Source organism: Bacillus sp. FSL M7-1020 (assembly GCF_038050415.1).
Lineage (GTDB): Bacteria > Bacillota > Bacilli > Bacillales > Bacillaceae_G > Bacillus_A > Bacillus_A toyonensis.
The window spans coordinates 2,737,444-2,750,993 of record NZ_JBBOTW010000001.1 but is presented as its reverse complement, the minus strand read 5'-3'; the positions used below and the strand labels follow the sequence as shown (position 1 = coordinate 2,750,993).

Here is a 13,550-nt window from a genome sequence, read left to right as displayed (position 1 = left end):
ATTTTATTTTCTATAAAAAGTACTGCTAAATAGTATTTTTTTCGAAATAAGTCTTTCTTATATAAGTATATTGCTACTATGAACATATCTATTTAAAAACAAGACTTTTTTGAATACAAAAGAATGGGTTCTAAAATACCTTGCTTATACAAGAAGAATTCAGTTGTTTCTCCTTGTATCTATTTATATTTTTAAGTATAGAAAAAACCTCTTATGAATATAGAAGGGAATTCCTTATGTTTTTCTTAAACAAATTATTAAATTACGGTTATTTTAACCAAAATTTTCATAGAAATACCTTTTAAAAGAACATTAGTTCGTATATAATAAGAACAAATGTTCCTTATTGAGGGTGATAACCTTGTATGATTATTCTCTTTTACCGAATCGTATTATTCTTTGTGTATACCTTCGTAGCTTCTATGCAAGTGTGTCATGTATTAAAAAAGGACTGGATCCACGTTATACAAAATTGGCTGTCGTAGGAGATGTAAATCGGAGTGGATCAATCGTATTAGCAGCAACACCGCCATTAAAAGCGTTAGGGATTAAGAAAATGGCAAGGTTGTACGAAATACCGAATCGGCCAGATATTATTATTGTAAATCCGATTATGCATACGTATATGAAATGTTCAACTTTCATAACTAGTTTAGCTTTGCAGTATGTTGCGCCGGAAGATTTTCATCAATATAGTATCGATGAGTTTTTCATGGATATGACTGCAAGTATTCATTTGTTTGCGAGTAATCCGCGCGAATTCGCATTAAAGCTCAAGCGAGAAATATATGAACGTACACGGATTGAAAGTACGATTGGTATAGGGCCTAATTTATTATTGAGTAAAGTAGCGATGGATATTGAAGCGAAAAAGAGTAAAGATGGAATAGCGCACTGGACGTATGACGATATACCCGAGAAGTTATGGAGTATTAGACCACTCAGTAAATTTTGGGGTATATCGTACAAAACTGAAATGAAATTGAATCGAAAAGGTATACATACAATTGGAGAATTAGCTCAGTATCCTTTGAAATATTTAAAGCAATCTTTCGGTGTAATAGGGGAAGAATTACATTTACATAGTAACGGGATTGATTTTAGCAGAATAGCAGAGAAACACGTTCCAGCTACAACATCTATAGCGAAAAGCCAAATATTATTACGGGATTATTCGATAGGAGAGTTCGTAGTTATTTTATTAGAGCATATAGAAGAAGTTTGTTATAGGTTGAGAAGAGAAAAGAAATATGCACAAACAATTCATTTTTCAATTGGATATAGCAAGGAATACGGTGGGGGAATAAAAAAGGCGCATACGTTAAATCGGGCAACAAATGTAACGATGGATATTTACAATGTTTGTACATATTTTTTATATGAGCGCTATACAGGAGAACCGATTAGATCGTTAAGTGTCTCATTAACAAACCTTATTAATGAAGGTGAAGAGCAAATTTCGCTTTTCGATAACATTGTACAAAGGGAAAAAGAAATCCGATTAACGAAAGTTATGGATGAAATTCGAACACGGTTTGGTAAGAACAGTATTTTACGTGGGATTTCCTACACAAGCGTCGCAACATCAAGATATAGAAACACATTATTAGGAGGACATAAATCGTGAAGAATGCTAATATGCCAAAAGGAAGAGGGATGGTAAAGTGGCAACCGTTCGCTAGTATGCCAGAGCAATTCGCAGTTATTAAAGAAATGATACATGTGAAAACGAAAGTCACGCGTCCGATCTTAACAGAGGATGCAAAAGAAGTGCTTGAAAATAAGTTGTTATGTTCCTATTTAGGTGAGGAAGAGATTTTACTTACATATTATAAAGGTGGCTACTTATATAAAAATTACATAACAGTAGTTGATATTAATCCATTAAATGAGACGATTATTTGTACAGATGCTTTTGGGCATAAACGTACTTTTAAATTCGGTGATTTAATTGAAATGGAATAGAATAGCTTTTTTAGCATGGAGGGCCACACTTTAAACACTCTAACGGTTTGTTTAAAGTGTGGACTTCAAGAAATAAAAAGAAAAAATCCCATTGACAATGATAATGAAAATCATTATCATTTATTTGAGAGATAATTTATTTGTATAAAGGGAGATATTGCTTTGAAAAAAAATAATATGAGAGCGTTAGTAGTAGCTACAACATTAGCTATTCCTTTTGCTGTTTATTCTAGCCCAGTGCAAGCAGCGGAAAAAATAGCAGAAAATAAAGCAGGAGTTATGGTAACAGATCGTGTATATAATGTTGAAATCAAAATATATAAAGATCAAAAAGATGAGCCATCCATGGTGTCTCAATACATAAAAGATCCCAAAGTTAAGATTGAAAATGGGAAAAAAGTTGTTACTGCAACAGTACAAGATAGCGATTATTTCCAATATCTTAGAATAGAAGATAGAAATCAACCAGGTGTATTTCACGATGTGAAAGTATTGTCAGAAGATAAGAGGAAAAATGGGACGAAAGTAGTTCAGTTTGAAATAGGAGAATTTTCGAAGAGATATAATATGCAAATGCATATTCTCATTCCTGCTATTGGATATGATCATAAATATCAAGTTCAATTTGAAATTTCAGATCCGACAGCAAATAACAAAGAAACTGAGAAACCAGATGATAATTCTAATGCAGGTGATAAGGAAACGGATCATCAAATTGATAGTCAAAATATGATAACGGACAAAAAATTAAGGGAACTTGTTAATAAAAAAGTATTTAATAGAAAAGATTTAAATACACCAATTACGAAAGAAGAGTTATTACAAGTAAAAAACTTATTTTTAAATACGAATGAGATCCTCGACTATAGTGGATTGAAATATATGCCTAATTTAAAGTCTTTAACAGTTGCTAATGCAAAGATAACAGATCCGTCGTTCTTTGCGAACTTAAAACAATTGAACCATTTAGCTTTGCGCGGTAATGAAATTGTAGATGTAACACCGCTTATTAAAATGGATAATTTAGAATCTCTTGATTTAAGCAATAATAAAATTACGAACGTTGCACCACTAACTGAAATGAAGAATGTGAAAAGTTTATATGTAGCAGGCAATCAAATTGAAGATGTAACAGCATTAGCAAAAATGGGACAATTAGATTACTTGAATTTAGCAAATAATAAAATTACGAACGTTGCTCCATTAAGCTCGTTAAAAAATGTAACATACTTAACTTTAGCGGGTAATCAAGTTGAAGATATTACACCGTTATATGCATTACCTTTAAAAGATTTAGTATTAACGCGTAATAAGGTTAAAGATGTATCGGGCATTGACCAATTGAATCAATTAGATGAATTATGGATTGGGAAAAATCAAATTGAAGACGTGACACCACTTACTAAAATGACTCATCTTAAAGTATTAGATGTACCTAATAATGAGTTAAAGGATATTACTCCATTATCAAATTTAGTAAACTTGCAAAAACTTGATTTAGAGGCAAATTATATTTCTGATTTATCACCAATTAGTCAGTTGAAAAAACTAACGTTTTTAAGCCTTGTAGCGAACGAAATTCGTGACGTTAGACCTGTTATCGAATTAAGTAAGCAAGCATACATTAATATTCAAAATCAAAAAGTCTTTTTAGAGGACGTAGAAGTACATAAAGAAGTGAAAGTACCTATTTATGAAAAAGACGGTGAAATCTCTACAAAAATCCGTTTAAAAAGTGATGGCGGCACTTACAATAATGGTGTAATTACATGGAATACGTTAGGTGAGAAAGTATATGAGTTTGGAGTAAAAGATCCATTTGCTGATACAGGCATCTTTTACACTGGTACAGTAATACAAAATGTTGTGGATAAAGTATCGGGAGAAGTAACAGATCCAAAAGGTGAAGTAACAGATCCAAAAGGTGAAGTAACAGATCCAAAAGGTGAAGGAACAGATCCAAAAGGAGAAGTAACAGATCCAAAAGGAGAAGTAACAGATCCAAAAGGAGAAGTAACAGATCCAAAAGGAGAAGTAACAGATCCAAAAGGAGAAGTAACAGATCCAAAAGGAGAAGTAACAGATCCAAAAGGAGAAGTAACAGATCCAAAAGGAGAAGTAACAGAACCAAAAGGAGAAGTGACAGAACCAAAAGGAGAAGTGACAGAACCAAAAGGAGAAGTGACAGAACCAAAAGGAGAAGTGACAGATCCAAAAAGTGAAGTGACAGATCCAAAAAGTGAAGTGACAGATCCAAAAGGTGAAGGAATAGATCGAGTGAACTCGCAAATTACTAAAAATAACGCATTGAATAAACAAATTGTTAAGAAGGAACAGATATTACCTGCTACAGGACATGATACGAATTGGTTATCCGTTTTTGGTGGGGGATTAATGTTGATAGGAGCTTATTTATATAGAAGGTTAAAGAGAGTTAACTAAAATAAAAACCTTTTTGCTAACTAATGAATTGAAAAATCGAAGTAATCTGTGCGATACAGTTATTTGAAGGGATTAGCCTAAATATAGGATTCTTTCCTTGAGCAAAATTAGATGTGTTATCCTGAATTTTTATTTCAATAGATATTTTTACATTATCAATCTGTCTGGATTGTTTTTTTTCTTTTAGTAACTTTATATTTTAATAAGAAGCTTCTTAAATCAATAATAGTAAGTCAGCTTAGGTGAATCCATTTTTATTTTCTATATCTCTTCCTAACTTAATTATATCATGTAATTAACGTTCGAAATAGACTGTTTATTCTTATTTACTACTGCTAAAATCAAGAACACATGACTAGTAAGGAGAGATGTTAAATGAGTTCTTTCGTTCTCGATTTTCAGGAAATAGAAAAAACGCAGCTTTTTCTCGTTGGTGGAAAAGGATTGAATTTAGGGGAGTTATCAAACATTCAAGGTATACAAGTGCCAGAAGGATTTTGTGTTACAACAGTAGGGTATGAAAAAGCCATTGAACAAATTGAAGTGTTTCATACTTTGTTGAATCAACTAGCCATACTAAAAATTGAGGACCGAGATCAAATTAGTGAAATTAGTAAGAAAATTAGAGAAGCCATTATGGCAGTGGAAATTCCAGTTGATGTAGTGGAATCAGTAGCTCATTATCTCTCGCGTTTTGGAAATGAACATGCATATGCAGTGCGTTCTAGTGCTACTGCTGAAGATTTACCGTATGCCTCGTTTGCTGGTCAGCAAGATACGTATTTAAATATCATCGGAAAAGAAGCGGTTTTGCAGCATGTAAGAAAGTGTTGGGCTTCTTTATTTACAGATCGAGCGGTTATATACCGAATGCAAAACGGCTTTGATCATAATCAAGTTTCTATAGGTGCTGTCGTTCAAAAAATGGTTTTCCCTGTGGCTTCAGGGATTTTATTTACTGCGGATCCGATTACTTCTAATAGGAAGGTGTTATCAATCGATGCCAGCTTTGGACTTGGCGAGGCGCTAGTATCTGGATTGGTTTCTGCCGATAATTATAAGGTAAAAGAAGACGAAATCGTCGAAAAGGTCATCGCAACGAAAAAATTAGCCATCTATGGACGAAAAGAAGGCGGAACAGAGACAAAGAAAATTGCTCCTAATCAGCAAAAAGTTCAAACACTTATTGAACAACAAATTTTACAATTAGCACGCATCGGAAGACAGATTGAAGCTTATTTTGGTTGTCCGCAAGATATTGAATGGTGTTTAGTTGATGATACATTTTATATTGTTCAAAGTAGGCCGATAACGACTTTGTATCCAATTCCAGAAGCGAATGATCAGGAAAATCATGTGTATGTATCGGTCGGTCACCAGCAAATGATGACGGATCCTTTGAAGCCATTAGGAATGTCTTTATTCCAGTTAACATCCTTTGGACCGAGGTTTCAAGCTGGGGGAAGGCTGTTTGTTGATGTTGCACAAAGATTGGCCTCACCTGCTAGTAGAGAATTTTTATTAAATACAATAGGAGAATCAGAGCCGCTTATTAAAGATGCATTAATGACTGTAATAGAGCGAGATAATTTTATTAAATTGTTACCGGATGAAGAAGAAAAAAGTCTTGGAAAAAGTATGCCACCTGCAAGCTCGCAACCACAAATCGAAAACGACCCAGCAATCGTTACGGATTTAATCAAGAACAGTCAAGCATCGATAGAAGAGTTAAAACAAAGTATTCAAACGAAATCAGGATCAGATGTACTTGATTTTATTTTAGAAGATATTCAGCAATTAAAGAAAATATTATTTCACCCGCAAAGTATGGCTGTCATTATGGCAGGTATGAATGCTTTATCATGGATCAATGAAAAGATGGAGCAATGGCTAGGAGAAAAAAATGCAGCAGACACACTTTCTCAATCTGTACAAAATAATATTACTTCAGAAATGGGTTTAGCATTATTGGATGTCGCAGATGTGATTCGTCCGTATCCAGAAGTCATTGCGTATTTACAGCATATAGAAGATGACAGCTTTTTAGATGAACTAGTTCAGTTTAAAGACGGGGAAAAAGTTCGAGATGCAATCGAGGCGTTTCTAAATAAATACGGAATGAGATGCAGCGGCGAAATCGATATTACGAAAACGCGCTGGAGTGAAAAACCAACTACAATTATCCCGATGATTTTAAATAATATAAGAGATTTTGAAGCTGGTGCTAGTAAGCGGAAGTTTGAAGAAGGGCTGCAGGAGGCTTTAAAAAGAGAAGAAGAGTTATTAGACAAATTGCAGTATTTAGCAGATGGCAAACAAAAAGTAGAAGAGACGAAGCGAATGATCAGTATAATTCGGAATTTCGCTGGCTATCGTGAATACCCAAAATACGGAATGATTAATCGCTATTTCATATATAAGCAGGCATTACTAAAAGAAGCCGAGCAACTCGTGCGAAATAACGTTATTACTGAAATAGAAGATATATACTATCTTACTTTTGAAGAACTTCACGAAGTCGTCCGCACGAATAAACTAGATTACAAAGTTATTCATAAACGAAAAAATGAGTACAAATTATATGAAAAACTAACACCTCCGCGTGTTATTACTTCTGATGGTGAAATTATTATAGGTAAATATAAACGAGAAAATCTCCCTACCGAAGCAATAGTAGGTTTGCCTGTTTCTTCTGGAGTGGTAGAAGGGAGAGCTCGTGTTATTTTAAACATGGAAGATGCAAGTTTAGAAGATGGAGATATATTAGTTACGGCATTTACTGATCCTGGCTGGACGCCATTGTTTGTGTCTATAAAAGGGTTAGTTACGGAAGTTGGCGGACTCATGACACACGGGGCAGTGATTGCGCGTGAATATGGATTACCAGCAGTCGTCGGGGTAGAGAATGCTACGAAACGAATAAAAGACGGGCAACGAATTCGGGTACATGGAACAGAAGGATATATTGAGATAGTGTAGTTATATTTTAAATAAAAAGATCGTCCACTAAATATAGCGGACGATCTTTTTATGATTGTAAGCTTGCTGCTATCACCCATCTGAAACTGAAAATTAAAATAAAAATGAGCATATGAATTGGATTTCTTTGAATGCCCCTGTCGTAGAAGGAGACATACATGCTACGATACTCATTCACATGCAAGAAGCAACCATGAAGATTGATGAATTAGAATGTACATCAATCTAAAACAAAGAATATTTTCAAAAATATTACAAATTCAGACAACATATTGTAAATTATCTGAATTTTCATTATTATATAAGCGTTATAACGTATTTAATATTGGGGAGGAATAGGGATGAAGAAAAAGCCTTTTAAAGTGCTGTCTACGCTTGCGGCGGCAGCAGTGCTTAGTTGCACATTTGGGGTAGGTAGTCAATCTGTTTATGCGGCAACGCCGTCTAATGTAGGATCTTTAAGTCCGATTGATGAAAATTTAATTCAAGAGGACCGTCTAGCAGATGCGCTCAAGAAACGCGGTGTAATTAATAATTCTGCGTCGAAAGAAGACACATTAAAAGCTGTTGAAAAATACGTAGAGAAGAAAAAAGGCGAAAATGCTGGGAAAGAACCAGCAACAGGGGATAGTGTCTCGAGAGAAGCGTTTGACTTTTTGAAAAAAGTGAAAGATGCAAAAGCAGATGCGAAAGAAAAAGCTGATCAACCTGCTAGTGGCCCGGTAGTTGGACAAGAGCCGGTTAAAGGGGGATTAAACGGCAAAGTACCAACTACTTCAGCAAAGCAAAAACAATATAATGGTGATGTCCGTAAAGATAAAGTGCTTGTATTGTTGGTGGAGTTTGCTGACTTTAAGCATAACAATATTGATCAAGTACCAGGTTATATGTATTCAAATGATTTTAATCCAGAACATTATCAAAAAATGTTATTTGGTAATGAGCCATTTACACTCTTTGATGGTTCAAAAGTACCAACATTTAAACAATATTATGAAGAGCAATCTGGTGGTAGTTATACAGTAGATGGCACAGTAACAAAGTGGTTGACAGTTCCTGGTAATGCGGCAGATTATGGCGCAGATGCAGGAGATGGCGGCCATGATAATAAAGGACCAAAAGGACCTCGTGATTTTGTAAAAGAAGCATTAAATGCGGCTGTAGAAAGTGGTATTGATTTATCTGAATTTGACGAATACGATCAATATGACAATAATGGTGATGGCAATAAAAATGAACCAGATGGTCTGATTGATCACTTAATGGTCATTCACGCTGGAGTTGGGCAAGATGGAGGCGGTGGTAGACTAGGTGATGATGCAATTTGGTCGCATCGTTGGCACCTTGGAACACCATATCCAATTGAAGGAACAAAAGCAAAAGTTGATAACTGGGGCGGTAAAATGGCAGCGTACGATTACACAATTGAGCCAGAAGACGGAGCAGTTGGTGTATTCGCACATGAATTTGGTCATGATTTAGGCCTTCCGGATGAGTATGATACGAAGTATTCAGGAGCAGGGGAGCCAATTAACTCTTGGTCTGTTATGAGTGGCGGCAGCTGGGCTGGTAAAATTGCAGGTACAACGCCACCGAGTTTCTCTCCGCAAAACAAAGAGTTCTTTCAAAAGAACATGGGTGGAAACTGGGCAAATATTGTAGAGGTAGACTATGATAAATTAAATCGTGGTATCGGTTTTGCAACGTACTTAGACCAAAGTGTAACGAAATCAGCTCGTCCTGGTCTAATTCGCGTTAACTTACCAGATAAAGAAGTGAAAGGTATTCAGCCTGCATTCGGTAAGAAATATTACTATAGTACAAAAGGCGATAATCTTCATACAACATTAGAAACACCAGTGTTTGATTTAACAAATGCAACACTGGCGAAGTTTGATTACAAGTCATTGTATGAAATTGAAACAGATTATGACTTCCTTGAAGTATATGCAGTGACAGAGGATAATAAGAAAACGTTAGTCGATCGAATTGGCGAAAAGAATGTGAAAAATGGTCTAGATACAACGGATGGTAAATGGGTAGATAAGTCATATGACTTAAGCAAATTTAAAGGTCAAAAAGTAAAACTAGTATTTGAATACATTACAGATGGTGGCTTAGCACCGAACGGTTTTACTTTTGATAACGCTACATTAACTGTAGATGGAAATGTTGTCTTCTCTGATGATGCAGAAGGCGAATCGAAATTAAAATTAAATGGTTTCGTTGTAGCAAACGGTTTTGATAAGAAGAAACATAACTACTATTTAGAGTGGAGAAACTACGCTGGTGCTGACCAAGCATTAAAATATAGCAGCGGTGTACCGTATAATACAGGTCTTGTTGTATGGTATGCAGACTCTAGCTTTACAGATAATTGGGTTGGTATTCATCCAGGCGAAGGTTTCTTAGGGGTTGTTGACTCTCACCCAGAGGCAATTGTTGGAACGCTAAACGGCAAACCAACTGTTCAAGGTAGTACACGATACCAAATCGCAGATGCTGCATTCTCCTTTAACCAGACGCCAGCATGGAAAGTTGTATCTCCAACACGCGGAACATATGATTACAAAGGATTACCAGGTGTAACGAAGTTTGATGATTCTAAATTGTATATAAATGATTTAATCCCAGATGCAGGACGTAAATTACCGAAGTTTGGATTGAAATTTGAAGTAGTTGGACAAGCAGATGATAATTCTGCAGGTGCAGTTCGTTTATATCGTTAATAATGGAGAAGCTGTTGAAGGGGATTCCTTTCAACAGCTTTTTTCATAGAAACATAAATTTCATTAAGCAATTAGTTGATGTCCAGATTGATTAAAATATATTTCTATACAGGTTGGCTTACTTCTTTAAACCAGCCGCATAAAACGGGCCGTGAACTGCGATAGTTGATAAAATACGAGCAATTTCCTTAGGTGTTTCTTTTTGGCCATTATTTAACCATTGCTGAATGACACCTATATGAGCAGATGCCATATAAGAAGTTAGGTATTCGCTTGGAACAAGCAAACTCTCTTTATCAATAAGAGCCCCATTCGTATCTTCAAATAGTGTTTTCCACATAAAGTCTTTCAGTTTTGTTTGGAAAGATAAATCTCCTTTTGGACTTAACACAGCTTTCATAAAATCACTATTTTCATTTAGAAATTCAAGAATAGAAGCGATAAGTACAAATGGCGTCGTTGGGGAAGGGTTTGAGCCAAGATCGGCAATCACTTCAGGGAATTTTTGTTTGGCAATGCTAGAAAACTCATGCATAATTTCTTCTTGGCATTTCGTCATTAAATCAAATTTATCTTGATAGTGTGCATAAAATGTACCGCGATTTATGTTCGCTTTCGTTGTAATATCTTTTACTGTAATGGCGTCAAAACCTTTTTCTTCAATAAGCTCCACTAGTGCATTTCGTATGGCCGTTTTCGTACGAATAACACGTAAATCTAAATTACTATCACGCAAAGCATGTCCCTCCTTAATTTTACTCAACACATTTAGAAAAAGTGTCTTATAACCGACACATTCACGATTTTTGATTATTGAATAAGATTTAGCTCAAACATATAATTCAAAATATAAATAAACAACACGTTGTTCATTTATTGTAACGAAAATTAAAGGAGGAGAAAAGAAAATGTTTAAAAACAAACTTTTATTGTTAGCACCAGTTATTGCACTACTTGTTGTTTTTATTTTTTCATTAACATTATTCCCAACTGTTCAACCAAAGCCAAAAAACTTGCCAATAGCAATTGTAAATGAGGATCAAGGTGTAGAAGTTCCAAATCAACCGAAAATGAATATGGGGCAAACAATTGTTGATAATATCAAAAAAACAGCGAAATCAGATGAAGAACCTGCGGTGAAGTGGGTAGAAGTGAAAAATAAGGAAGCAGTTCAAAAAGGTTTAAATAATCAAGAGTATTATGCCGCATTCGTCATTCCGAAAGAATTTAGTATGAAACAGGCTTCATTACGAACACCGCAGCCATCTTCACCAGAAGTAGAAATATTAATTAATCAAGGAATGAATATGGCTGCATCAACTATGGCAGGGCAAATGTTAAATGGTGTAGTGGATAATATGAGCAACAATGTTCGCACACAAATATTAGATGGATTGAAAGCAAGGGGAGCTACTTTAACAACAGATCAAGCTTCGAAATTAGTAACACCTATTGTAAAGCACGTGAAAAATGTGAATGAGGTCGGAAAAAACAGTGCGAACGGTAACTCACCAATGTCATTATTTCAGCCGTTATGGATTGCAAGTTTAGCTAACGCAGCAATTATTTTTATTGCGCTTAGTAAAATGCCGGTACGTACAAGAAAAGAAAACTTTGGATTAAAACTAAAACAAATAGTAGCTGGAGCAGTTGCGACACTTGTAATTGGTTTTGGCCTTACGTGGATTGCAGATGGGATGGTAGGATTAAATATTTCGAATTTCACGGAGACAGCGTTGTTCTTATCCATCACGTCTTTTAGCTTCTTCTTAATGATATCGGCGGTACTTTCATTAGTTGGGCTAAAAGGTATCGGTTTATTCGCACTCTTACTATTCTTCGGGGCACCGTTATTATCATTAGCACCTGAAATGTTGTCGCCATTTTATCAAAATTGGGTTTATTCTTGGTTACCAATGAAATTTATGATCGAAGGACTCAGGGAGATCTTCTTCTTCGGAAAAGGGTTAAGCTGGAATACACCTGTTACTGTGCTCGTTTGGATTGGTGTGGTAAGTATGGTTGTTATACTAGCAACTGCATTGAAGCGTAGTGCAGTAAAGGGACATAAAATGGAATTGAATGCTTAAAAGATAAAAAACGTTTCACTCGTAGTGAAGCGTTTTTTGATGAAATCATTAGGAATCGTTAAGGAAATTAAGCAGCGATAGATAGGGTTTTACAATATGTTATACGTGATTGAAGTATTCGTGTTTGCAGTAATTTTTTTGTATACATGCTCCTACTATTTCAAAGTGCATAAAATGTTATGCGAAATTATGGAGGGGATACGATGTATAATTCGAATTATCATGATTGGTATAGGCAAAATGATAAGTTGATAAGTGATATTGAAAAAGCTATAAACGGAGAATATAGCGCTATAAGCTGCTACGCAAAGTTAGCTAACATGGCTCCAAATCAAGTAGAACGAAATCAGATTCTTGAAATTCGTAATGATGAAATAAAGCATTTCCAAAACTTTGTCCAAATTTATACGAACTTAACTGGCAGGCAGCCTAAACCACAGATTACCGAAGAATGCCCGAATACGTACTTACAAGGATTAGAATTCGCTATACAGGATGAGCAAAGGACAGTAGATTTTTATTTGGAAATTTCAGATGAAACATCGGATGCATCTGTGAAAGATTTGTTACGGAGAATAGCTGCAGATGAACAAAATCATGCGGTTTGGTTTTTATATTATTTTGTGAAGTCGAAGTGAGTATAAAGAATGAGTGGCTGATGTGATGAATATATTAGAAATTGTTTTAAAGCGTAGTGCAACAATTGAATGAAAAACTTAAATATAAGCAGAAAGAAACCGTTTCATAAGTAGTGGGACGGTTTTTCGCGGTGAAATACAAGTTACATAGGTATCGACAAAATATAGTAGTTGAATTTGGTATATAATGTATGAAATGAAAGCGAAAATAAATAAGCTAGGAGCAAATAAATGAAAAGAGGAATTATTGTAGATATTCCAAATGAATATGATAATCTACTTTGGAAAGTGTTAAAGCCGATCGATATTACGTTATTTGATTGGCGAGTGGAAAATGAGGAATCTTATTTCAGATTACCTGATGGATTAGGATCAGAATTATTCTCAGAAGATAACAAGGTAATGAGTGGATTAGAATTGAAAAAATTAATAAAAGACAACATATATTATCTCATTTTTGCAGATTTAAAAGCGTATCCAAAAGGAGAAGTATTAGAAGAGATTGAAACATATGAAGAGTTCACAGAGAGCAAGTGTGAAGTAGTCGTATTAGTAGCGGACGGTGATTATATACACATTTACGCTAAAGACCCAAAAGCGATTGAATTGATGTATGAAAACGCACTGAATCAAGGTTTTTATGTTGAATACGTTACAGACGAAAATGACGGTAGAACGCGTTTGTCAGTATAGTAGTAATTTGAAAG

The 13,550-nt window shown here is 35.0% G+C and carries 10 protein-coding genes and 1 pseudogene; 9 read left to right on the top strand and 2 right to left on the bottom strand.

The features are described 5' to 3' along the window. Window positions 1–361 precede the first annotated feature (361 nt). The 3 genes and pseudogenes from MHB70_RS14015 to MHB70_RS14005 all read left to right on the top strand — a co-directional run. On the top strand, window positions 362–1,627 hold the full coding sequence (locus tag MHB70_RS14015) for a Y-family DNA polymerase (protein ID WP_061530639.1): 1,266 nt from the start codon (window positions 362–364) through the stop codon (window positions 1,625–1,627). Beyond that, window positions 1,624–1,965: a YolD-like family protein gene (locus MHB70_RS14010; RefSeq protein WP_000786246.1), complete on the top strand. Its 342-nt coding sequence runs from the start codon at window positions 1,624–1,626 to the stop codon at window positions 1,963–1,965. Before MHB70_RS14015 ends, MHB70_RS14010 begins: the two co-directional genes overlap by 4 nt. A gap of 162 nt (window positions 1,966–2,127) precedes the next feature. Further along, a pseudogene (locus tag MHB70_RS14005) lies at window positions 2,128–3,891 on the top strand (leucine-rich repeat domain-containing protein); the annotation flags it as partial. Here the strand turns inward: MHB70_RS14005 and MHB70_RS31165 are convergent. Then, window positions 3,804–4,235 carry a hypothetical protein gene (locus MHB70_RS31165; RefSeq protein WP_445684677.1) on the bottom strand — a complete coding sequence of 144 codons (432 nt, stop codon included), beginning with the start codon at window positions 4,233–4,235 and terminating at the stop codon, window positions 3,804–3,806. The pseudogene MHB70_RS14005 and the gene MHB70_RS31165 overlap by 88 nt on opposite strands. Here MHB70_RS31165 and MHB70_RS31160 point away from each other — a divergent pair. The 3 genes from MHB70_RS31160 (at window position 4,126) to MHB70_RS13995 (ending at window position 10,115) form a co-directional block, all read left to right on the top strand. Beyond that, a complete protein-coding gene (locus tag MHB70_RS31160) occupies window positions 4,126–4,407 on the top strand; it encodes an LPXTG cell wall anchor domain-containing protein (protein ID WP_400563452.1) in 282 nt (93 codons plus the stop codon). The two genes, MHB70_RS31165 and MHB70_RS31160, sit on opposite strands and share 110 nt — an antisense overlap. Window positions 4,408–4,782: 375 nt before the next feature. Beyond that, the gene (gene ppsA / locus MHB70_RS14000) at window positions 4,783–7,386 is read left to right on the top strand and encodes a phosphoenolpyruvate synthase (protein ID WP_061530637.1); all 2,604 of its coding nucleotides are present in this window, start codon (window positions 4,783–4,785) and stop codon (window positions 7,384–7,386) included. A 341-nt stretch (window positions 7,387–7,727) separates the two neighbouring features. Beyond that, window positions 7,728–10,115 carry an immune inhibitor A domain-containing protein gene (locus MHB70_RS13995; protein ID WP_000728984.1) on the top strand — a complete coding sequence of 796 codons (2,388 nt, stop codon included), beginning with the start codon at window positions 7,728–7,730 and terminating at the stop codon, window positions 10,113–10,115. Window positions 10,116–10,233: 118 nt separating this feature from the next. On the opposite strand, the gene MHB70_RS13990 is transcribed toward MHB70_RS13995, so the two are convergent. Beyond that, the gene (locus tag MHB70_RS13990) at window positions 10,234–10,851 is read right to left on the bottom strand and encodes a TetR/AcrR family transcriptional regulator (RefSeq protein ID WP_001205673.1); all 618 of its coding nucleotides are present in this window, start codon (window positions 10,849–10,851) and stop codon (window positions 10,234–10,236) included. A 172-nt stretch (window positions 10,852–11,023) separates the two neighbouring features. Here MHB70_RS13990 and MHB70_RS13985 point away from each other — a divergent pair, with 172 nt between their 5' ends. From MHB70_RS13985 to MHB70_RS13975, 3 genes are all read left to right on the top strand, one after another. Continuing rightward, entirely contained in the window at window positions 11,024–12,205 is a 1,182-nt protein-coding gene (locus MHB70_RS13985; RefSeq protein ID WP_000475853.1) for a YhgE/Pip domain-containing protein, read from the top strand. Between the two features lie 203 nt (window positions 12,206–12,408). Then, window positions 12,409–12,843, top strand: a complete 435-nt coding sequence (locus MHB70_RS13980) for a ferritin-like domain-containing protein (RefSeq protein ID WP_000282814.1) — start codon at window positions 12,409–12,411, stop codon at window positions 12,841–12,843. A gap of 231 nt (window positions 12,844–13,074) precedes the next feature. Further along, window positions 13,075–13,536 carry a DUF2691 family protein gene (locus tag MHB70_RS13975; RefSeq protein WP_000820174.1) on the top strand — a complete coding sequence of 154 codons (462 nt, stop codon included), beginning with the start codon at window positions 13,075–13,077 and terminating at the stop codon, window positions 13,534–13,536. Window positions 13,537–13,550: the final 14 nt, after the last annotated feature.

Excerpts from the sequence above, each read along its gene's own strand:
- MHB70_RS13985 (WP_000475853.1), top strand. The coding sequence starts at position 11,024 with ATGTTTAAAAACAAACTTTTATTGTTAGCACCAGTTATTGCACTACTT.
- MHB70_RS13980 (WP_000282814.1), top strand. The coding sequence starts at position 12,409 with ATGTATAATTCGAATTATCATGATTGGTATAGGCAAAATGATAAGTTG.
- MHB70_RS13975 (WP_000820174.1), top strand. The coding sequence starts at position 13,075 with ATGAAAAGAGGAATTATTGTAGATATTCCAAATGAATATGATAATCTA.
- MHB70_RS13995 (WP_000728984.1), top strand. The coding sequence starts at position 7,728 with ATGAAGAAAAAGCCTTTTAAAGTGCTGTCTACGCTTGCGGCGGCAGCA.
- ppsA (WP_061530637.1), top strand. The coding sequence starts at position 4,783 with ATGAGTTCTTTCGTTCTCGATTTTCAGGAAATAGAAAAAACGCAGCTT.